At 66.6% G+C, this 18,669-nt stretch carries 21 protein-coding genes; 12 read left to right on the top strand and 9 right to left on the bottom strand.

Annotation, left to right across the window (positions count from 1 at the left end):
* Window positions 1–392 (bottom strand): haloacid dehalogenase-like hydrolase (locus ACU18_RS04995; protein WP_197273516.1); only part of this gene is annotated, 392 nt, incomplete at its 3' end.
* A gap of 76 nt (window positions 393–468) precedes the next feature.
* On the opposite strand from ACU18_RS04995, the gene ACU18_RS05000 reads away from it, so the two are divergent.
* Together ACU18_RS05000 and ACU18_RS05005 are read left to right on the top strand one after the other, a co-directional pair.
* The gene (locus ACU18_RS05000) at window positions 469–723 is read left to right on the top strand and encodes a glutaredoxin family protein (protein WP_050684433.1); all 255 of its coding nucleotides are present in this window, start codon (window positions 469–471) and stop codon (window positions 721–723) included.
* Between the two features lie 102 nt (window positions 724–825).
* The gene (locus ACU18_RS05005) at window positions 826–1,521 is read left to right on the top strand and encodes a redox-sensing transcriptional repressor Rex (protein ID WP_050684434.1); all 696 of its coding nucleotides are present in this window, start codon (window positions 826–828) and stop codon (window positions 1,519–1,521) included.
* A gap of 52 nt (window positions 1,522–1,573) precedes the next feature.
* On the opposite strand, the gene ACU18_RS05010 is transcribed toward ACU18_RS05005, so the two are convergent.
* Window positions 1,574–2,302, bottom strand: a complete 729-nt coding sequence (locus ACU18_RS05010) for a hypothetical protein (protein WP_050684435.1) — start codon at window positions 2,300–2,302, stop codon at window positions 1,574–1,576.
* 243 nt (window positions 2,303–2,545) lie between these two features.
* The gene (locus ACU18_RS05015) at window positions 2,546–3,094 is read right to left on the bottom strand and encodes a YceI family protein (RefSeq protein ID WP_050684436.1); all 549 of its coding nucleotides are present in this window, start codon (window positions 3,092–3,094) and stop codon (window positions 2,546–2,548) included.
* Window positions 3,095–3,291: 197 nt separating this feature from the next.
* Between ACU18_RS05015 and ACU18_RS05020 the strand changes: the two genes are divergently transcribed.
* Genes ACU18_RS05020 through ccsB form a run of 5 tightly spaced genes read left to right on the top strand, consistent with a single transcriptional unit; the run spans window position 3,292 to window position 8,193 of the window.
* Window positions 3,292–3,972 (top strand): histidine phosphatase family protein, encoded by a 681-nt coding sequence (locus ACU18_RS05020; protein ID WP_050684437.1) that lies wholly within the window; start codon window positions 3,292–3,294, stop codon window positions 3,970–3,972.
* Between the two features lie 59 nt (window positions 3,973–4,031).
* Window positions 4,032–4,610, top strand: coding sequence for a TlpA family protein disulfide reductase (locus ACU18_RS05025; RefSeq protein ID WP_050684473.1), 579 nt, complete (start codon window positions 4,032–4,034; stop codon window positions 4,608–4,610).
* 12 nt (window positions 4,611–4,622) lie between these two features.
* The gene (locus ACU18_RS05030; protein ID WP_050684438.1) at window positions 4,623–5,378 is read left to right on the top strand and encodes a cytochrome c biogenesis CcdA family protein; all 756 of its coding nucleotides are present in this window, start codon (window positions 4,623–4,625) and stop codon (window positions 5,376–5,378) included.
* Window positions 5,378–7,105, top strand: a complete 1,728-nt coding sequence (resB, locus tag ACU18_RS05035; RefSeq protein ID WP_050684439.1) for a cytochrome c biogenesis protein ResB — start codon at window positions 5,378–5,380, stop codon at window positions 7,103–7,105. The genes ACU18_RS05030 and resB overlap by 1 nt, the downstream gene beginning before the upstream one ends.
* A complete protein-coding gene (ccsB, locus tag ACU18_RS05040) occupies window positions 7,105–8,193 on the top strand; it encodes a c-type cytochrome biogenesis protein CcsB (RefSeq protein WP_050684440.1) in 1,089 nt (362 codons plus the stop codon). The genes resB and ccsB overlap by 1 nt, the downstream gene beginning before the upstream one ends.
* A 119-nt stretch (window positions 8,194–8,312) precedes the next feature.
* Here ccsB and ACU18_RS05045 read toward each other — a convergent pair whose 3' ends face one another.
* Window positions 8,313–8,705: a PLD nuclease N-terminal domain-containing protein gene (locus ACU18_RS05045; protein WP_050684441.1), complete on the bottom strand. Its 393-nt coding sequence runs from the start codon at window positions 8,703–8,705 to the stop codon at window positions 8,313–8,315.
* A 62-nt stretch (window positions 8,706–8,767) separates the two neighbouring features.
* Between ACU18_RS05045 and ACU18_RS05050 the strand changes: the two genes are divergently transcribed.
* Window positions 8,768–9,082 (top strand): DUF4229 domain-containing protein, encoded by a 315-nt coding sequence (locus tag ACU18_RS05050; protein ID WP_050684474.1) that lies wholly within the window; start codon window positions 8,768–8,770, stop codon window positions 9,080–9,082.
* 6 nt (window positions 9,083–9,088) lie between these two features.
* Here the strand turns inward: ACU18_RS05050 and ACU18_RS05055 are convergent, their stop codons facing one another.
* The 4 genes from ACU18_RS05055 to ACU18_RS05070 form a co-directional block, all read right to left on the bottom strand.
* Window positions 9,089–9,970, bottom strand: a complete 882-nt coding sequence (locus tag ACU18_RS05055; RefSeq protein ID WP_050684442.1) for a 1,4-dihydroxy-2-naphthoate polyprenyltransferase — start codon at window positions 9,968–9,970, stop codon at window positions 9,089–9,091.
* Window positions 9,971–10,042: 72 nt separating this feature from the next.
* Window positions 10,043–11,227, bottom strand: coding sequence for an AMP-binding protein (locus tag ACU18_RS05060; RefSeq protein ID WP_197273517.1), 1,185 nt, complete (start codon window positions 11,225–11,227; stop codon window positions 10,043–10,045).
* Window positions 11,228–11,241: 14 nt separating this feature from the next.
* Complete coding sequence (locus ACU18_RS05065; protein WP_050684443.1) at window positions 11,242–12,195, bottom strand: 1,4-dihydroxy-2-naphthoyl-CoA synthase; 954 nt, start codon at window positions 12,193–12,195, stop codon at window positions 11,242–11,244.
* A 22-nt stretch (window positions 12,196–12,217) separates the two neighbouring features.
* Window positions 12,218–12,658 (bottom strand): VOC family protein, encoded by a 441-nt coding sequence (locus ACU18_RS05070; protein WP_050684444.1) that lies wholly within the window; start codon window positions 12,656–12,658, stop codon window positions 12,218–12,220.
* Window positions 12,659–12,929: 271 nt separating this feature from the next.
* Between ACU18_RS05070 and ACU18_RS05075 the strand changes: the two genes are divergently transcribed.
* Genes ACU18_RS05075 through ACU18_RS05090 form a run of 4 tightly spaced genes read left to right on the top strand, consistent with a single transcriptional unit; the run spans window position 12,930 to window position 17,834 of the window.
* The gene (locus ACU18_RS05075) at window positions 12,930–14,201 is read left to right on the top strand and encodes an ABC transporter substrate-binding protein (protein WP_050684445.1); all 1,272 of its coding nucleotides are present in this window, start codon (window positions 12,930–12,932) and stop codon (window positions 14,199–14,201) included.
* A gap of 5 nt (window positions 14,202–14,206) precedes the next feature.
* Window positions 14,207–15,145 carry a carbohydrate ABC transporter permease gene (locus ACU18_RS05080; RefSeq protein ID WP_197273518.1) on the top strand — a complete coding sequence of 313 codons (939 nt, stop codon included), beginning with the start codon at window positions 14,207–14,209 and terminating at the stop codon, window positions 15,143–15,145.
* A 3-nt stretch (window positions 15,146–15,148) separates the two neighbouring features.
* Window positions 15,149–16,072, top strand: a complete 924-nt coding sequence (locus ACU18_RS05085; RefSeq protein WP_197273519.1) for a carbohydrate ABC transporter permease — start codon at window positions 15,149–15,151, stop codon at window positions 16,070–16,072.
* 40 nt (window positions 16,073–16,112) lie between these two features.
* A complete protein-coding gene (locus ACU18_RS05090) occupies window positions 16,113–17,834 on the top strand; it encodes a hypothetical protein (protein WP_050684446.1) in 1,722 nt (573 codons plus the stop codon).
* On the opposite strand, the gene ACU18_RS05095 is transcribed toward ACU18_RS05090, so the two are convergent.
* Window positions 17,831–18,592 (bottom strand): CPBP family intramembrane glutamic endopeptidase, encoded by a 762-nt coding sequence (locus ACU18_RS05095; RefSeq protein WP_050684447.1) that lies wholly within the window; start codon window positions 18,590–18,592, stop codon window positions 17,831–17,833. The two genes, ACU18_RS05090 and ACU18_RS05095, sit on opposite strands and share 4 nt — an antisense overlap.
* Between the last annotated feature and the right edge of the window lie 77 nt (window positions 18,593–18,669).

Raw genomic sequence — 18,669 nt, forward strand, 5'->3', positions numbered from 1 at the left:
ACCAGCCACACCCGCCTGCCCACCCGGAGGTGTTGCTGGGCCAGGGCCTTGGCCCCGGGCCAGATCCGGGAGGCGATCATCTCGTCATAGACTTCCTCGCCGAGCGCCTTGATGTCGGCAACACTGATGCCGGCGGCGAGGGTGAGGGCTGAATCGCGGACGGCATGGACGTCGTCGATGTTTTCGCCACGGGCAACAAACTTGAACTGCTTCCACGCCATGCCCGCGGCCTCCCGCAGCGTGAACGCCCCGCGCTGGTGCATCTTCCTGGCCACGTGGAACAGGCTGGCACCGCGCATCAGGGTGTTGTCCACGTCGAAGAACGCCGCCTCGCCCGGCTGCGGCGCAGCAACCGGGCTTGTGACGACGGCGACATATCTCTCCACGGGCATGGACTCGAGTCTAGTCAATCCGCAGGCCCGGCGGCGTCGCGTCACCGGGCAGCGTCAGCGGGGCTACGGTTAAGGCATGGCTGCACCTACCGTTGTCCTGATCACCAAAGCCGACTGCCACCTGTGCGAGGAGGCCCGCCGCACCGTGGGCAGGGTGGCCGCTGAACTGGGGCTGGAGTGGTCCGAGGAACAGGTGGACCAGCAGCCGGAACTCCGCGAGCGGTATGCCGAGGAGATTCCCGTGGTGCTGGTGGACGGGGTGCAGCGCGACTTCTGGAAAATTGATGAAAACCGGCTGGCCCGGCTCCTGCGGCGCGCGCTGGCGGAGTAGGGACCGCACGTGGCAGGCGGCCGGCCTTTGCGGGCAGGTGCTTTGTTGGCACTGGCGCCGGGGCTTTAGAGTGGAGTTCCAACGTGATGCAAGGAGGGGCTGGTGACTTCGCTGGACCCAACGCCCCAGGCTGTCCCGGACCTGCCGGACGCCTCGGCCAAGCAGATTCCCCCCGCGGCCGTGGCCCGGTTGACCATTTATCTGCGCGCCCTCAATACGCTCCTGGCTGACGGTGTGGAGCGGGTCTCCTCCGAGTCCCTGGCCGAGGCCTCCGGCGTCAGTTCAGCCACGCTGCGCAAGGACCTCTCCCATGTGGGTTCCTACGGCACCCGCGGTGTGGGCTACGAGGTGCAGTACCTCAGCCGCCACATTGCCGCCGCCCTGGGCCTGACCCACGACTGGAAAGTCGCAATCGTTGGTGCCGGCAACCTGGGCAAGGCATTGGCCAGGTATGGCGGGTTCGAGTCCCGCGGCTTTGACGTGGTGGCCATCTTCGATGCCGACCAGATGGTGGTGGGGAACGAGGTGGGCTGGCTGCGTGTCAGCGACGTGGCAGACCTCGAGACCGTGCTGCAGCGCACGGGGGCGAACATGGTGGTGCTGGCTTTGCCGGCCGCCGTCGCCCAGGGCGTCTGCGACAGGGTGGTGGCGGCCGGAGTGAACAGTGTCCTCAGCTTCGCCCCCGTGATGCTGCAGGTCCCCGAGGGCGTCAACCTGCGCAAGGTGGACATGGCCACCGAACTGCAGATTCTTGCGTACCACGCACAGCGGGCGCAGGCCCCGGGTCAGACCGCTTAGGTTCCGGCGGTTCCGGGGCCCACGCCCGCAGGGGTGGTGGTTTCGGCCGGGCTTAGCGGCCGTACGGGCTGCCGCCGTACGGGTTGGCAAACGGCTGCTGCTTCCGAAAGTAGGGCGCAGCCTTGGGCAGGTAAAGCAGCACGATTGCCACAATGCCGGCCACGGTGCCCAGGGTGCCGATGGAGGGGATGCCAAAGAGGCCGATGATGGACAGCGCCGCGAAGACGGTGCCCAGGATGCGGGCCCAGTTCTTGCCCTTGCGGACAAAGAAGGCCACCAGGAGGTACAGGGCAACGCCGATGATGGCGAAGACCACCAGGGAGCCGGTCATAAAGCCCTTGACGTCTTCATAGGAGACTCCGCTGCCCTCAAGCTGATCGTCGATGGGACCGCGCATTGCAGGATCATCCAGCTGGCCCAGGCCGGTGAACATCGAGATTACATAGATCACGGCCGAGGCGATGATGAGCCAGAAGGAGATGGTCACCAGCTGCGGAACGCCATTGGTGCCGGCATCCTCAGGCTGCCCGTACGGGGACTGCGCATAGGGCGACTGGCCGTACGGGGGCTGTCCGGCAGGCTGCTGGTTCCAGGCGGGAGCCTGCGGTGGGTTCTGGCCGAACTGCGGCGGGTTCTGGCCGTACTGCGGTGCGTCCTGGCCCGGCTGCTGGCCGTACTGCGGCGCATTTTGGCCGTACTGCGGTGCGTTTTCGCCATAGCGGGGCTGGCCGGGCTGCGGCTCGCCTGACTGCGGATCATTCGGGACGGGAGGAGTGCTCATGAAGCGGTCCTTTGCTCTCGGATTTCCAGGTGGGCTGCCGGGGGAGCGGACCTGGGCCGTACCCCCAGCATGGCTTCCTTCCACCGTACCCTTGCGCGTGCGCGTTATGGGTCATTCCTGGGAGGTATTCCGAGGGCCCGCGGGCTGCGCGGCCGGGGCGTTAGACGCCGAACCCCGGCACTGGACCTGACGGTCCGGTGCCGGGGTTCCGGGTACTGCCAGTCAGGCAGCGGGGGCGATCAGTTACGCGGCCGGAGCGATGAAGGCCAGTTCCAGGCTGATGGCAACCTTGTCGCTGACCAGGACGCCACCGGTCTCCAGGACGGCGTTCCAGGTGAGGCCGAAGTCCTTGCGGCTGATGGTGGTCTCGGCGGAGACGCCGGCGCGGGTGTTGCCGAACGGGTCAACGGCCACGCCGTTGAATTCGGTGTCCAGGGTGACCGGACGGGTAACGCCCTTGATGGTGAGGTCGCCGGCGAGTTCGTAGCTGTTGCCCTTGGCAACCAGGCCGTTGGAAACGAAGGAGATTTCCGGGAACTGCTCGACGTCGAAGAAGTCGCCGCCGCGGACGTGGCCGTCGCGGTTGGCGTCGCCGGAGTCGAAGCTGGCGGTTTTGATGGTGGCGTTAATCCGGGAATCGGCGACGTCCTCGGCCAGCTCAAGGGTGGCGGCCGCGTCGGTGAACTGGCCGCGGACCTTGCTGATGCCTGCGTGCCGGACGGTGAAGCCGATCTCGCTGTGGGAGTTGTCGAGGGTCCAGGTGCCGGTGGTGATGTCTGCGGGAAGTGCCATGGTGTGCTCCTTGAGGTGTTATGCCGGGTTCGGTTCGCTGGGACTCAATAACTTGAAGTCTCAACTAACTGCTGCATCCAGTATAAACATGCATTTGCATGTTTTGTTCCCTCCCGCGGAACATTTCTTCAAAAACTTAAGTTCTACTGGATGTAGAAGATTTCGGATCGCACGCCATCTTTGAGAAACTGGTAAACATGCCCCAAGCCACTGTCCATCTGCTCCGCCACGGCGAGGTCCATAATCCTGATGGCGTCCTGTACGGCAGGCTGCCCGAATTCCACCTGTCCCGGCTGGGCCAGGAGATGGCCCAGCTGCTGGCGGAATACTTCCGGGAACGGGCCGCTGCCGGTGCCCGCATCACCTACCTGGCAGCGTCACCGCTGGTCAGGGCCCAGGAAACCGCCGCGCCCACGGCTGACGCCCTGCACCTGCCGGTCCATACGGACAGTCGGATCATCGAGGCCCAGAACTACTTCGAGGGCATGAAGGTCAGCAAGGCGGAGCTTCGACGGCCCCGGCACTGGCCGCACCTGGTCAACCCGCTGCGGCCCTCCTGGGGCGAACCGTACAAGGAGCAGGCGGCACGGATGATGGCCGCCGTCCAGGACGCCAGGCTCCAGGCCATCAGCCTGGCTGCAGGCGATTTCGGAGCTGACGGCCCCGAGGCCATCATGGTCAGCCACCAGCTCCCCATCTGGGCCACGCGGCTCAGCGCGGAAGGCCGCCGGCTGTGGCACGATCCACGCAAGCGCGAATGCACGCTCACGTCGGTGACCTCCCTGGTGTTCGACGACGGCGGGAACCTTGCGGACGTCCGTTACAGCGAGCCCGCTGCCGCACTCCTCCCCGGTGCGGCCAGCACCCCGGGAGCCTGACCATGGCCCGGAACATCGACCGGGGGACCGGCAACCTGCCCCTCACCTCGCGCCGCAGCATGCTGGTCACCGGCGGCCTGGCCCTGACGGCCCTGACAGTTGGCCTGTCCGGCTGTGCCCAGGAGGACGCCCTGGCCAAGCAGGCCAAGGCAGGGGACAACAAAAACTACGTGGCCGGTGACGGCTCCGTCACCGAATTCGCCGCCGCGGACCGCAAATCCGCCATCCAGGTCAGCGGCACCCTGTTTAACGGCACTGACGTGGCACCCGCCGACTTCCAGGGCCAGGTCACGGTGCTGAACTTCTGGTTCGCCGCCTGCGCGCCGTGCCGCGTCGAGGCGCCGCTCCTGGAGGAACTGCACCTGGAGTTCAAGGACCAGGGCGTCCAGTTCTTCGGCGTGAACCTCCGGGACGAGAAAGCCACGGCTGAAGCGTTCGATAAGACGTTCAACCTCACCTACCCCAGCTTCGACGACAAGGATGGCGGCGTGCTGCTGGCCGTCTCGGGGCTGGTCCCTCCCGGCGCGGTCCCTACCACCCTGGTCCTGGACAAGCAGGGCCGGGTGGCTTCCCGCGTCCTTGGCGAGATCCAAAAAGGCACGCTGAAAGCCCTCATTACCGCCGCCGTGGCAGAGTAGCCCCGGGCGCCCGTGAACAGCCCCTTCGCTGAAACCATCCTCAACGGCTCGCTGCTGCTGGCCATCCCGGTGGCGCTGCTGGCCGGCCTGGTGTCTTTCCTCTCACCGTGCGTACTGCCCCTGGTGCCCGGCTACCTGGGATACGTGACCGGGCTCAGCGGCGTTGACCTGCAGAAGCAGAAACGTGGCCGGATGTTCGCCGGAATCGGGCTCTTTGTCCTGGGCTTCTCCGTGATCTTTGTCCTGCTGGGCGGCGCGTTCGGCCAGCTGGGCACCCTGATCACCGGCTCGCAGAACGCATGGATCACGCAGCTGCTGGGCCTCCTGGTGATCATCATGGGTGTGGTCTTTATGGGTGGCCTCGGCTGGCTGCAGCGCGACGCCAAGATCCATGCCAAGCCGCCCGCCGGCCTTTGGGGCGCCCCATTGCTGGGGCTGACCTTCGGACTGGGCTGGGCGCCGTGCATCGGCCCCACGTACTCCGCAGTGCAGCTGCTGAGCCTGTCCGGCGGCTCCTCCGCCGCCAAGGGCGCCTTCCTGGCCTTTGTGTACAGCCTGGGCCTGGGCATCCCCTTCCTCCTGATCGCCCTCGCGGTCCGCCGGGGGATGGGTGTGATGTCCTTCTTCCGCAAGCACCGCCTGGCCATCCAGCGGACCGGCGGCGGCATCCTGGTGCTGCTGGGCATCCTGATGGCCAGCGGTGTCTGGGGAACCTGGGTGACCGGGCTGCAGTACTGGTTCCAAACCGATGTGAAGTTGCCGATCTGATGAGCGAGCGTGTGAAGGTAAAAAAGAAATCCCCGGCCCCCGTCGCCGCCGCGAAAGCGGACGCGGCGCTGCCAGCCCTCGGGATCAAAGGTATGCTCCGCTGGGCATGGACCCAGCTGACCAGCATGCGCACGGCGCTGTTCCTGCTGCTGCTCCTGGCTGTTGCCGCGGTGCCGGGTTCCCTGTTCCCGCAGCGCCCCGCGAACCCCTCGATCGTCACGCAGTACATCAAGGACAACCCGGACTACGGCAAGGTGCTTGATGCGCTGCAGCTCTACGATGTGTATTCCTCCGCGTGGTTCTCGGCGATCTACCTGCTGCTTTTTGTCTCCCTGATCGGCTGCGTGGTGCCCCGCGCCATCGCCCACTTCAAGGCGATGCGGTCGCAACCGCCGCGGACCCCCAAACGTCTCTCCCGCCTCCCCGAGTACGGCACCCTGGTGATACCGGCCGACGCCGGGATCCCGGCGTCGGACGCCATCAACGGCGCCGCCGGGCTGCTCCGGAAGCGCGGCTACCGCGTGGACGTCCGGGACGCGGACGGCGCGCGGCCTTCGATCGGTGCCGAACGCGGCTTCGCCAAGGAGGTGGGCAACCTCATCTTCCACACCTCGCTGATCGGTGTCCTGGTCTCCGTGGCGCTGGGCGGCCTGTTCGGCTACAGCGGCCAGCGCATCCTGGTGGAGGGTGACACGTTTGTGAACACGCTGGTGGGCTACGACCAGTTCACCCCCGGCACCAACTTCCAGTCCGGGCAGCTGGAACCGTACTCCATCCAGCTGAACAAGTTTGACATCACCTTCGACCGGGAATCCCAGGGTAAGTTCGGCCAGCCCATCGACTTTTCGGCGGCTGTCACCACCAAGGAAAACCCGGACGCCCCCGCCCGGGACGAGACCCTCAAAGTCAACGACCCCATCACCCTGGGCGGCACCAGCATCTACCTCACCGGTAACGGCTACGCCCCGGTGGTGACCGTCCGCGACGGTGACGGCAACGTGTCCATGCAGGGCCCGGTGGTGGCCAAGCTCCAGGGCGACAACTACTACTCCTCCGTGGTGATCAAGGTTCCCGACGCCGCCCCGGACCAGCTGGGCTTTGTGGGCTTCTTCCTGCCCACCGCGTTCATCACTCCGGAAGGCGTCTCCTTCAGCGCCGACCCCGAACTCTTCAACCCGCAGCTGACGCTGAACTCCTACTACGGGGACCTGGGACTGGACAACGGGGCACCGCAGAACGTCTTCGAACTCGACGTTGAGGACCTCACGCCGCTCAACGCCCGGAACCTCGACGCCGGCGGCATCACCCTCACCCCCGGCGCCTCCTACACCCTTCCGGACGGTAAGGGCAGCATCAGCTTCGACGGCGTCAAGCGCTACATCGGCGTGGACATCCACCACAACCCCGGCCAGGCCTACGCCCTGGCGTTCGCGCTGCTGGCTGTCGCCGGGCTTATCCTGTCCCTCTACATCAACCGGCGCCGCGTCTGGGTCCGGACCGGGACCCATGAGGACGGCCGGACCATGGTGGAATACGGCCTCCTGGCCCGCGGCGAGGACCACCGGCTGGCCGCCGAAGCGGCAGCCCTGAAGGGGCTGTTCGCCACCCAATGGCAGCTGGAACCCGAATCCCCGGACGCATCCCAGCAAACTCCCAGCAGCAAGCGCGATAATAACGCAGGCTCCCCCACCCCAGCTGGCCCCGCCGGGCCCGAAAAGGACCAGTAATGCCGTTCGGAATCAACGAGACCATGGGCCAGTACAGCGAGCTCTTTATGCTGCTGGCCGCTGGCACCTACACCATCGCGTTCATCGCGTTTGCCTGGGACCTGGCCAAAAGCAGCAAGGCCCTGCGCGCCATCGACCTGAAGGCCGCACAGGCCGAGTCGCCCACCAGGGTGCCGGTTGCGGCCGGGGCGGCGCAAGCCGGTTCCCGCTCCGACGCGTCGCATCTGGCCGGGCCTGCGGGCCGGGCCGAACGGCCGTCGTCGGCTGCATCCGCCGGAAACGGCGGCGGGGTCATCACCGCCGACGGCGACATGAAGTACGCCGCCGAGCGCCGCGCGCCCGCGCGTATTGCCGTGGCCCTGACCGTCCTGGGCGTCCTCATCCACGCCGCCGGCGTCATCACCCGCGCCTTGGGCGCCGGGCGGGTGCCGTGGGGCAACATGTACGAATTCCTGACCACCGGCGCGTTTGTGGCCGTGGCCGTCTTCCTGCTGGTGCTGATCCGCCGCGACCTGCGGTTCCTGGGCACCTTTGTGGTAGGCCTGGCCATCATCATGCTGGTGGCGGCATCCGTTGCCTACTTCACCCCGGTGGGGCACCTGGTGCCGGCCCTGCAGAGCTACTGGCTGATCATCCACGTCTCCATCGCGGTGCTCTCCTCCGCCCTCTTCACCCTGACGTTCGCCATGTCCGCGCTGCAACTGGTGCAGTCGCACCGGCAGAAGACCGTGGCTGCCGGCGGCGCGGACAAGCTGGGCTTCATGCGCCTGGTCCCGTCCGCGCTGAGCCTGGAAAACCTCTCCTACCGCATCAACGCCATCGCCTTCATCGGCTGGACCTTCACGCTGATGTTCGGTGCCATCTGGGCCGAGAAGGCCTGGGGCCGGTTCTGGGGCTGGGACACCAAGGAAGTCTGGACCTTTGTCATCTGGGTGGTCTACGCCGGCTACCTGCACGCACGCGCCACCAGGGGCTGGACCGGAACCCGGGCAGCCTGGCTCTCGATCGTTGGCTACCTGTGCGTGGTCTTCAACTTCACCATCGTGAACCAGTTCTTCAACGGCCTGCACTCCTACTCGGGGCTGTAAGGCACCTGCAACGCCCCGGAGGGGGCTGCAAACCACAACGGGCCCTGCCTGGCTGATTCAGCCGGGGAGGGCCCGTTGTGTGTTGCCGGAGTTGCCGGTGTAGCCGGGGGAGTGGGCTGCTACTTAAGCCCGTCCGCGTCGTGTTCGTCGGATTCGTGTTTGTCCGTGCCGGTGCCCTCTTGCCGGTCCCGGGCCTCAAGGTCGGCCTGCAGCTTCTTCAGCCGCTCCGCCTCAGTCTGGTTGCGCCGGCGGGACTCGAGGTTCCGCAGGAATTCGGGATCGTCGTCCGGGGCGGTGGGGTGGCGGCGGGCCTGCTGCTGCGGCGGGGTGCCGCGCGGGCGGCCGATCAGCAGCCACAGGATCGCGCCGACCACGGGCAGGACGATCATCACTACGATCCAGGCCGGTTTGGAGATGCCCCGGGTCTGACGGGCGTCGGTACGGATCACATCCACGAGGCCATACACGAAGATGACGAGGACTGCGACGGCCAGAGCCACACGGAAGAGCATGCCATCAAGTCTATCGTTACCTGCAGGGCAAGGGCCCGGGCGGGAGGCCGCTAAACTTGAATGTGGCCTTTTTGAAATATTCCCTCATCCGTCTTGCGCTGTTCGTCCCGCTTTTCGTGTTGTTCACGATCCTGCAGTTGGGCGCCCTGATGTCAGTCATCTGCGCTGCGCTGATTGCGTTCGCCGTCAGCTACCTCTTTTTCCAGAAGCAGCGTGACGCCGCCGCAGCCAACCTGCACCACCGGTTCTCCGGCAAGGCCAAGCCCATGCGGTCCGCCGGGGAGGTCCAGGACGCCAACGCCGAGGACGCCCTGCTGGACGCCAACCCGGACATCGCCATCAGCAACAACACCAAGGACCCCGGGGCCCGCAGCTAGCGTTTGCTAGAAGCCGTGGCTGAGCACCAGGCCTGCGGCGAACAGCACGCTGTATCCGAGGTTGATCAGGCCGGTCTGCTTCAGGACCGGGATCAGGCTCTTGCGCTTGCGGCCGTTGATCATCAGCCAGGCGGGCATCAGGCACGCGGGGATCAGCAGCAGGACAATCAGCATCCATGGGCGGGCCGGGGCCAGGATGACCACCAGCAGGATGGCCACGGCCAGCATCAGGACGTAGCTTTCCCGGGCGTGCTTGTCGCCCAGCCGGACGGCCAGGGTCTTTTTGCCGGCCTGCAGGTCCGTGGGGATGTCCCGGACGTTGTTGGCCATCAGCAGGGCGGTGGCGATCAGGCCGGTTCCCACGGCGCCGATGATGGCGGGCAGGTCGATCTGGCCCGCCTGCGTGTAGGTGGTGCCGAGGGTGGCCACCAGGCCGAAGAACACAAACACAAACACGTCGCCCAGGCCCATGTAGCCGTACGGGTTCTTCCCGCCGGTGTAGCCCCAGGCCGCCATGACGCAGCCCAGCCCCACCAGGATCAGCCACCAGCTCTGGGTGATGACCACCAGGACCAGGCCAAACGCCATGGCCACGCCAAAGCACGCGAACGCGGCGAGTTTCACATGGTTCGGCTTGGCGGCCCCTGACCCCACCAGGCGCAGCGGACCCACCCGGTCATCATCCGTGCCGCGGATGCCGTCCGAGTAGTCATTGGCGAAGTTCACGCCCACCTGCAGCAGCAGCGCCACGAGCGCCGCCAGGATGGCGTTGAACAGAAGGAATGAATCCATCCCGTAGGCGGCGGCGGAGCCGATCAGCACCGGCGCAATCGCGGCAGGCAGCGTCCGGAGTCGGGCGCCTTGGATCCATTGAGCGGCTGTGGCCACGGTCAGTACCTCATGTTGGTTCGGGAAAACGGCAGGCCAGCTACGCGGCCGCCGCAATGGTGCAGGTCCACTCTACTTTCCCGCGTGCCGGGCGCTGAGCTCCGCTGTCATGGCCAGCCGGTCAGGTTTGCCGTTGGGGAGCATCAGCAGGTCCGGCGCCACCAGCACGGTTTTGGGGGCGAGGTGCCCCAGGGCATCGTGCCATTCGGCGGCCAGCCCGGCGGCGGGGTCCCCGCTGCCGCCCTCCGCCCCGGCGAACGCGACGTAGGCCGCCACGGCCTGGCCCCATTCCGTGGACGGAACGCCGGCCACAAAAGCCGCGGAGACGCCGTCGTTCTTCTCCAGCTCAGCCTGCACCAGCGCGGCGGAAACCTTGACGCCGCCGGTGATGATCACATCGTCAGCACGGCCCAGGACGGTGAGCCGGCCGTCGCCGTCAATGCTGCCCAGGTCGCTGGTCCGGTACCAGCGCACGCCGTCCTCCTCGAAGAAGGTGCGGGTTTCCTCATCCGGGGCCTCAAGGTAGCCGGCGGTGATGGTGTCGCCGCCCAGCAGGATCCGGCCGTCCTCGGCCACGCGCATGGAGACGCCCTCCATCGGGTAGCCGTTGTAGACGCAGCCGCCCGAGGTTTCGGCCGAACCGTACGTGGTGACTACGCGGACCCCGGCCTCCGTGGCGGCTGCCAGCAGCGACGCCGGCGTGGGCGCACCGCCCAGCAGGATGGCGTTGAAGCGGCGGAGCACGGCGAGGGTCTCGGGGGAGGGGTGGTCCAGCAGCCGGCGCAGCTGCGTGGGGACCAGGGACGTGAAGCGGATCTTGTCCGTCAGTTCCAGGGCCGCCTGGGTGAAGGCCTCTGGCGTGAACCCGCCGGACATGTCCATCACCCAGGGCCGGGTGCCGGCGAACAGCGACCTGACCAGCACCTGGATGCCGGCCACGTACTGGACGGGCAGCGCCAACAGCCACTGGCCCTCGCCCTTGAGCGCCAGCGCCGTGGCCATGGAGGACGCCGCCAGGGATTCCACCGTCAGGATGGTCGCCTTGGGCGTGCCGGTGGATCCGGAGGTGCGGACCACCGCCACGGCGTCGTCGCAGCCGGGGGTTTCGACGTGTCCCACCACCAGGGCGCCGTCCGCGCCGAGGGAAAGTTCGACGGCGGGACCCTCACCGTGGAGGGCGGCCGCCAGGGCCTTGAGTGCGGGATCGATGTCCAGGGGCCCGCCGGGGGCTGCCGTGCTGTTCTCTGCACTGTTCATTTGCATTGCCTGCCTTAGAAGTAGTGCGGGAAGTTGGACCAGTCGGGGTCGCGTTTTTGCAGGAAGGCTTCCTTGCCCTCCACCGCCTCATCCGTCATGTAGGCCAGCCGGGTGGCTTCGCCGGCGAACACCTGCTGCCCGGCCAGGCCGTCGTCGGCCAGGTTGAACGCGAATTTGAGCATCCTGATGGCCTGCGGGGACTGCCGGGCGATGTCCGCCGCGTACTCCAGGGCCACTTCCTCGAGCCGTTCATGGTCCACTGCTTCGTTGACGGCACCCATCCGGACCATGTCCTCCGCGGAATATTCGCGGGCCAGGAAGAAGATTTCCCGGGCCGCCTTCTGGCCGATCTGGCGGGCCAGCAGCGCCGAGCCGTAACCGGCGTCGAAGCTGCCCACAGTGGCGTCCGTCTGCTTGAACTTTCCGTGCTGGCGGGACGCGATGGTGAGGTCAGCCACCACGTGCAGGGAGTGGCCGCCGCCGGCCGCCCAGCCGTTGACCACGGCGATCACCACTTTGGGCATGGTGCGGATCAGGCGCTGGACCTCCAGGATGTGGAGCCGGCCCGCGCGGGCCGGGTCGATGCTTTCCTGGGTCTCGCCGTCCGCGTAGCGGTAGCCGTCCCGGCCGCGGATCCGCTGGTCCCCACCGGAGCAGAACGAGTGCCCGCCGTCCTTGGGCGAGGGGCCGTTGCCGGTGAGCAGGACGGTGGCCACGTCCGGGCTCATCCGGGCGTGGTCCATGGCGCGGTAAAGCTCGTCCACGGTGCCGGGCCGGAAGGCGTTCCGGACCTCGGGCCGGTTGAACGCGATCCGGACTGCGGGCAGGTCCCGGACCCATCCGCCGTCAGCATCCCGCTCCACCTGGCGGTGGTAGGTCATGTCCTGGAAGTCGTCGAATCCGGACACAACCCGCCAGCGGGTGGGGTCGAAGACGTCGGACACCGGTGCGGGGATTTGATTGCTCACCGTGCAAGTCTAGTAATTGGCCTCAGCTGATGCAGAACTCGTTGCCTTCAGGGTCCGCCATGGTGTGCCAGGAGTGCGGGCCCTGGCTGGCGGTCCACAGGAACGTGGCGCCCCTGGTTTCGAGCTCACTGCGCACCTCGTCCTTGTCCCGGCCTGCCAAGTTCAGGTCCCAGTGCACCCGGTTTTTGCCGGTCTTTTCCTCCAGTCCGATCTGGAAGAGCAGCCGACGGGTGGGGGCCTTGGACGCTATCTCCTCCGGCGGCCGGATGGCGGCGCCGTCCTTCCACACCAGGTTTCCGCGGTGCGTGATGGTCTGGTCCCCGGTGGCGAACCCCTGCTCGATCATGGACCGGATGAAGGCTGCGTCCTGCGGTTCCACCGCCCACTGCAGGGTTTCGGCCCACCAGTCGGCCAGCTGGTGGGGGTTCCGGCAATCAATGACAATCTGGATATTCAGTCCCATCCAACCAAGGTACGGTGGCAGGTGCTCCGGTGGAAGGTTGCGCTTGCGTGCCAGGTGCGGATCGGGGTGGCATGCGGCTGCGGGGAAGCGCTGCCAGGCCTTGCGGGAAAACGCCTATAACGTTGGAAAGTACTCTTGACAATATGTCATGACATGGGTCACAGTTTACCAGGAAAGGCTTTTCCCCCGGCGGTGTTGCCGGTGGCGGACAAGCCTCCAGCCAAGGGCTACGAGCTGGCCCAGGAGCATTAGCGAGAGACAGGACAAGGCATTGTCAGAGAAGACAAGAATCTCCAGCATCACCCGCCGGCAGTTCGGCATGACGGCACTAGGACTCTCAGCCCTGGCAGCGGGCCTCTCGGCCTGCGGCAGTGGCGGCGGCTCCACCGACGGCGGCGCCAAGACCCTTCAGCTGGTCCTCTCCGGCGACACCAACCAGGGCGGCGCGTTCGCAGCCGCCGCGGCCAAGTACAAGGAAGCCACCGGCATCACCATCGAAGTGGTGGACGTCCCCACCGCGGACATCACCACCAAGCTCAAAAACGCGGCCACGGCCAACGACCTGCCGGCCCTGGCGCGGGTCACCAGCGTCGACCCGCTCTGGGTCAACCAGCTCCAGGACCTCACGGACATCGCCAAGTCCCACGGCATCAGCGAAAACTTCCTGCAGGAATCCCCGGACGGCATCATCCCCGCCATCCCGTCCGACCTCACGGCCGTGGGCCTGTTCGTCAACAAGAGCCTGTTCGAAAAGGCCGGCGTGGCGTTCCCCACCGAGATCGACAAAGCCTGGACCTGGGATGAGTTCATCGCGGCAGTCACCGAGGTGCGCGAGAAAGCCGGCGCCAAGTACGGCGTGGTGATGGACCGCTCCGGCCACCGCCTGCGCGCCATGATGTACGAGTTCGGCAGCACCGCCTTCGCCAAGGAGGGCGACAAGTACGCTGCGGACGACAAAGCCGTGGAAACCCTTGAGTACTTTGCCAAGATCAACGACGACAAAACCATGCCCAAGTCGGTCTGGCTCAGCGGCGAGGACGGCAACGCGATGTTCAAGTCCGGCCAGGTGGCCGCGTACTACTCCGGCAGCTGGCAGGTTGCGGACTTCAACAAAAACATCAAGGACTTCGAGTGGATGTCGGTGCCGCTGCCCAAGCAGCCGGTCAACGCCACCAACCTCGGCGGCGGCTTTATGGTCGCCTTCAAGGACACCGGTGCCGATGAGGAAGCCAAGAAGTTCATCGACTGGTTCTACGACGACGCCAACTACACCGAGTTCGCACAGCTGGGCGGCTACATCCCGGCCAAGGACCTCAAAGTGGAGTACCAGTTCCAGCAGCCGTCCTTCGACCTGTACCAGAAGCAGATCGCGGAGAACGATGCCAAGGGCGACAACGCCATCAAGCGTGTGGTCATGGAAGCCTACGCCGAGGCCCCGTTCTCGGGTGACCCGCTGCGTGAAGAGACTGTCAAGATGCTTTCCGGCAGCCAGGACGCCAAAACCACGGTGGAGAACATCGTGAAGCTCTACAACGGCGCCTGAGTTCCATGGCACAGCCAACCATCACCCCGGCCCCGGAGCAGGCTCCTGCCCCGGCAGTCCGGAGCAAGTCCCAGCAGAACCGCCGGAACCGCTACGTCCTGGCACCGCTGATCCTCCTGGGCGTCAACGTGGTCCTGTTCCTGGTGTTCTTCGTCTGGCCCGGAGCCCTGGGTTTGTTGTATTCCTTCACGGACTACCGGGGCGTTGGCAAACTGAACTTCATCGGCCTGGCCAACTTCCAGAAGCTCTTCGCGGACAGTACCTTCTACGCTGCGCTGGGCCGGACGTTCGTTTACACCGTGCTCTCGGTGCCGCTGGTGTTTGTGTGTTCCCTCGGGGTGGCCTCGCTGCTGGTCAGCAAGGCCGTCCGGGGGCGCACCGCCGCCAAGATCATCATCTTCCTGCCCTGGCTGATCTCTCCCATCGTGGTGGGCGTCATCTGGAAGTGGCTGTTCGGCCAGGACTTCGGGTTTGTGAACTTCCTGATCACCAGCGCCGGCGGCAGCGCGGTGCCGTGGTCCAGCAATGGGAACCTGGCCCTGATGGTGGTGATCTTCGCCTCGGCCTGGGGCGGTACCGCCTTCAACATGCTGCTGTTCATCGCGGCCCTGAAAAACATCCCGGAGGCCCTGCTGGAGGCCGCCGAACTGGATGGGGCCAACGCGTGGCAGCGCTTCCGGAACGTCACGTTCCCGGGCATCGCGCCGACGTCGTTCATGGTCATCCTGCTCTCCACGATCGGCTCCATGAAGGAGTTCGCCATGATCCAGGCGCTGACCAACGGCGGCCCGGGCACGGAAAACACCCTGATCGTGCAGTACATCTACAAAACCGGCTTCGAGCAGTCGAAGGTGGGCTACGCCAGCGCCGCGTCGATGGTGCTGATGGTGGTCCTGCTGGCGATCGCGCTCATCCAGCTGCGGTTCAACCGGAAGAAGGCCTGACCCATGGCAACAGCTGCCAACCTCCCGCCCGCCGTGGCGGAAGAACCAGCCCTCGGCGCCGAAGGGGCCGCTGCCCGGCCCCGTAACCGCAAACGGAAAAACAGCGAAGCCGTAGGCCGGACCTCCCTGCCGCTGACCGTGCTGATGTGGGTCATCGCCGCCCTCTACGCAATTCCGCTGCTCTGGTTCCTGCTGAGCTCCTTCAAGCCCGGCAGTGAACTGTTCAGCTACCCGCTGTCGCTGATCCCGCGGGAATGGACGTTCCAGGGCTTTGTGGACGCGTGGGAGCGGGTGGACTTCGCCCAGTACTTCCTGAACACGGCCACGGTGGCGATCGTCACCACCGTCCTGACCGTCTTCTTCAGCGCCTGCACCGGTTACGCGCTGGCCAAGTACAACAACAAGGGCACCCGGCTGTTTTTTGTGTGCATCCTGGCCACCACCATGCTGCCCACCGAGGTGATCCTGAACCCCACCTTCACGGTGATCCGGGACCTGGGCCTGTACAACTCGCTGGCCGGCATCATCGTCCCCTCCGTCATCACCGCCACCGGCGTGTTTATGTTCCGGCAGTTCTTCCTGACGGTTCCCGATGACCTGCTGCACTCGGCACGGATCGACGGCGCCAGCGAGCTGGCCATCTTCTTCCGGATCATGCTCCCGCTGTCCAGGCCCATCCTGTTCACCCTGGCCATCTTTTCCTTCCAGTGGCGCTGGAACGACTACATCTGGCCGCTGATCGTGCTCAACGATCCCAAGTGGTACACGCTCCAGGTGGCGCTGCGCAGCATTGTGGGCGCCGAGAACATCGACTGGCCGGTCCTGCTGGGCGCGTCCGTGATCTCCCTCCTGCCGCTGGTGCTGGTGTTTTTTGTGTTCCAGAAGTACGTGCTCAACGCCGACGTCAGCGCCGGCCTCAAGGACTGACCCCGTTCCGCCCCGGCGGGACCTCTGAAAGGTAAGCATTTTGCAGACAGTTGTTGCCGACGCCGGTTTCCTTACCCGGGTGGCAAAGGCGGCGGACGGTTTTGTGGCGGCAATGCTGGACACGGACGACGGCGGCGCGCAGGTTTTGGCGCACCGGCCCGCCATGTCCCGGCTGCTGGCGTTGCTGGCCGTCTACACGGAGCCCGGTTCCGCCTATCACGGCCAGGATTGGCTGGGTGCGGACATGGACGCCTGCCTGGCCCGGCTGGAACAGCTGCAGGGCCCCACGGGCCTGTTTGACGGCACCAACCTGTGCTCGCCGCCGGACTCCGCGTTCACCCTGAACGACGTGTGCCTGGCCCTGGGCCTGATCCGGGGCGGCGCGGCGGCAGCCGCCGATCCGTTGCTGGTGGGGGTGGCGGAGCGGCTGGGGGGCATCATCGCCCGGGCCACGGACGCCATGGTGGCCGGCGGCGTGCACACCCCCAACCACCGGTGGGAGCTCTGCGCCGCGCTGGCACAGATGAACCAGCTGCAACCGCGGCCGGACATCGACCCCCGGATTGCGGAGTGGCTGGCCGAAGGGATCGACCAGCTGCCGGACGGCATGTACTCGGAGCGCAGCCCGCTGTACGCAACGGCGGTCACCAACCCTTCCCTGCTGGCCATCGCGGACAGCTCGGACCGGCCGGAACTGCTGGACCACGTCCGGGCCAACCTCACCGCGTTCCTGCCCTGGTTCAACCCGGACGGCACGGTGGAATCGGTGCACTCCCGCCGGCAGGACCAGTGGCAGGCCTTCGAAGCGGCCCCGTTCCTGCCCTTCTACCGCCGGCTCGCTGCCCAGGACGGGAACCCGGAGTTCGCGGCGGCCGCGGCCTGGCTGGAGGGCTTCCCGCTGCACGAACCGGCCAAGCTGCTGGCGCTGACCCGGCTGGATCCTTTGGTGGGCCAGGCGCTGGAGGCTGTGCCGGCGTCGGCCGCCGTTATGCCGCCGCCGCTGGTCCCGGCGGAGGCTGCGCTGGAAAGCTGCGGTGTATTCCGGTTCCGGGAGGCCGGCGCCGTGACCACGGTGTTCGGCGGCTGCGACCACCAGGAACCCGGGGTGGTATCCGGGCTGGCCACCAACCCCACGTTCCTGCGCTTCGCGGCGGGCGCGGCGGTCCTCTCCGGCGTGCGCCTTTCCCGCAGCTTCTTCGACCTGGGCCCGTTCCGCAGCCAGCACACCCGCCGCACGGGCAGCTCCGTCGCCCTGTCAGAGGAGCTGGCCGCGACCTTCTACCTGCCCCTGCCTGCCGCGAAACGCCGGGCGGACGGCATCTACGCGCTTGAACATGAGGGCCGGTTCAGCGCCGCCATGGACTTCAGCAGCCGCCCCACGGTGGTGCACCGGCTGTCCACCAGCGTGGATGTCAGCGTGGCCGGCGCCGCGACGGTTGTTGACGTGGCCTTTGACGGCACGGACACCGCCTACGCCCTGGAACTGACCTTCGCACCCGGCGGCGAGCTGGAGGGCGTGGTGCCGCTGGATGAACCGGACACCTACCAGCTGGTGGCGGAGACGGGCCGGTACCGGGTGGGGACGGACGTCATCGAGTTCGGCCCTGGCCTTGCCGCCGATCCCGATTCCCCGGCGGCATACAACCCCGGCGAAAGCTACCGGTACCTCGCGGGCACCAACGCCGCAGCAGGGGTGAAGGTGTTTATCACCGGGCGCACCATCGGCACCCGCCGCTTCACGTTCCGGGCAGCGGGCGCCTAGGCCTGCAGCTGCTGCATCTGCTCAAAGAGTTCGGGCGGGATGGCGTACAGGAACACCACTGCCAGCAGGTTCTTCGCCGCGTGGACGAAGTAGGAAAACATCAGGTTCTTCCCGGTCCACACATAGACGAACACCAGGGTTGCGCCCATGGCCAGGTAGGGGAGCAGGGCGGTGAGGGTGATGGCTTCCCGGCCGGCGATGTGCAGCGCGGCGAACAGCACCACGGACAGGGCGCAGCAGAGCCAGATGTTCAGCCGCCGGCTCAGCTTGCCGATCAGCAGGTGCCGGAAGATGAACTCCTCCACGAACGGGCCGGCCACCACCAGCAGCGGCACCATCAGCCACGCGGGCACCTGCTGCATCAGCCGCTGCAGCCCGGCCTGGTTGACGGACGTCTGGACCTCACCGCCCAGCGCCACCAGCACAGCCGTCAGGATCATCATCACGATCACGCCCGCAGGCACCATCAGCACCGTGAACCAGGGCCGCGTGGCCAGCACGCGGAGGTCCCGGCCCACCACCTTCCGCGCCGCCAGGAACGCCAGGATGCCCACCGAGGCGTAGAACAGCAGGTTCAAAGCGTAGGAGGCCGCTGCGGGTGACGGCGACAGCTGCGCCACCAGCGGGGCCAGGAACTCCCCGGCCAGGGCGAAGATCCCCGCGAAGCCGATGTAGAGAATCACGGCGGCATAATCCAGGCGGGAGAAGCGGTACAGCTGCGGCTGCAGGGCAGGGGAAATCCGGTGGGCGGTGGCCATGGTTTCAGCCTAGTCTCCCCTCCCGTTGCCCTATCACTTATGGCTCCCATTGGGCCCTTTTAGCGACCATAAGTGAT

Origin of the sequence: Arthrobacter sp. ZBG10 (assembly GCF_001238605.1) — a bacterium.
Classification (GTDB): domain Bacteria; phylum Actinomycetota; class Actinomycetes; order Actinomycetales; family Micrococcaceae; genus Arthrobacter.

What these genes read in the sequence shown, in the direction of transcription:
- ccsB (WP_050684440.1), top strand. Translation starts at nt 7,105, where the DNA reads ATGCCGTTCGGAATCAACGAGACCATGGGCCAGTACAGCGAGCTCTTT.
- ACU18_RS05045 (WP_050684441.1), bottom strand. Translation starts at nt 8,705, where the DNA reads ATGCTCTTCCGTGTGGCTCTGGCCGTCGCAGTCCTCGTCATCTTCGTG.
- ACU18_RS05070 (WP_050684444.1), bottom strand. Translation starts at nt 12,658, where the DNA reads ATGGGACTGAATATCCAGATTGTCATTGATTGCCGGAACCCCCACCAG.
- ACU18_RS05010 (WP_050684435.1), bottom strand. Translation starts at nt 2,302, where the DNA reads ATGAGCACTCCTCCCGTCCCGAATGATCCGCAGTCAGGCGAGCCGCAG.
- resB (WP_050684439.1), top strand. Translation starts at nt 5,378, where the DNA reads ATGAGCGAGCGTGTGAAGGTAAAAAAGAAATCCCCGGCCCCCGTCGCC.
- ACU18_RS05025 (WP_050684473.1), top strand. Translation starts at nt 4,032, where the DNA reads ATGCTGGTCACCGGCGGCCTGGCCCTGACGGCCCTGACAGTTGGCCTG.
- ACU18_RS05080 (WP_197273518.1), top strand. Translation starts at nt 14,207, where the DNA reads ATGGCACAGCCAACCATCACCCCGGCCCCGGAGCAGGCTCCTGCCCCG.
- ACU18_RS05020 (WP_050684437.1), top strand. Translation starts at nt 3,292, where the DNA reads ATGCCCCAAGCCACTGTCCATCTGCTCCGCCACGGCGAGGTCCATAAT.
- ACU18_RS05015 (WP_050684436.1), bottom strand. Translation starts at nt 3,094, where the DNA reads ATGGCACTTCCCGCAGACATCACCACCGGCACCTGGACCCTCGACAAC.
- ACU18_RS05085 (WP_197273519.1), top strand. Translation starts at nt 15,149, where the DNA reads ATGGCAACAGCTGCCAACCTCCCGCCCGCCGTGGCGGAAGAACCAGCC.
- ACU18_RS05000 (WP_050684433.1), top strand. Translation starts at nt 469, where the DNA reads ATGGCTGCACCTACCGTTGTCCTGATCACCAAAGCCGACTGCCACCTG.
- ACU18_RS05095 (WP_050684447.1), bottom strand. Translation starts at nt 18,592, where the DNA reads ATGGCCACCGCCCACCGGATTTCCCCTGCCCTGCAGCCGCAGCTGTAC.
- ACU18_RS05060 (WP_197273517.1), bottom strand. Translation starts at nt 11,227, where the DNA reads ATGAACAGTGCAGAGAACAGCACGGCAGCCCCCGGCGGGCCCCTGGAC.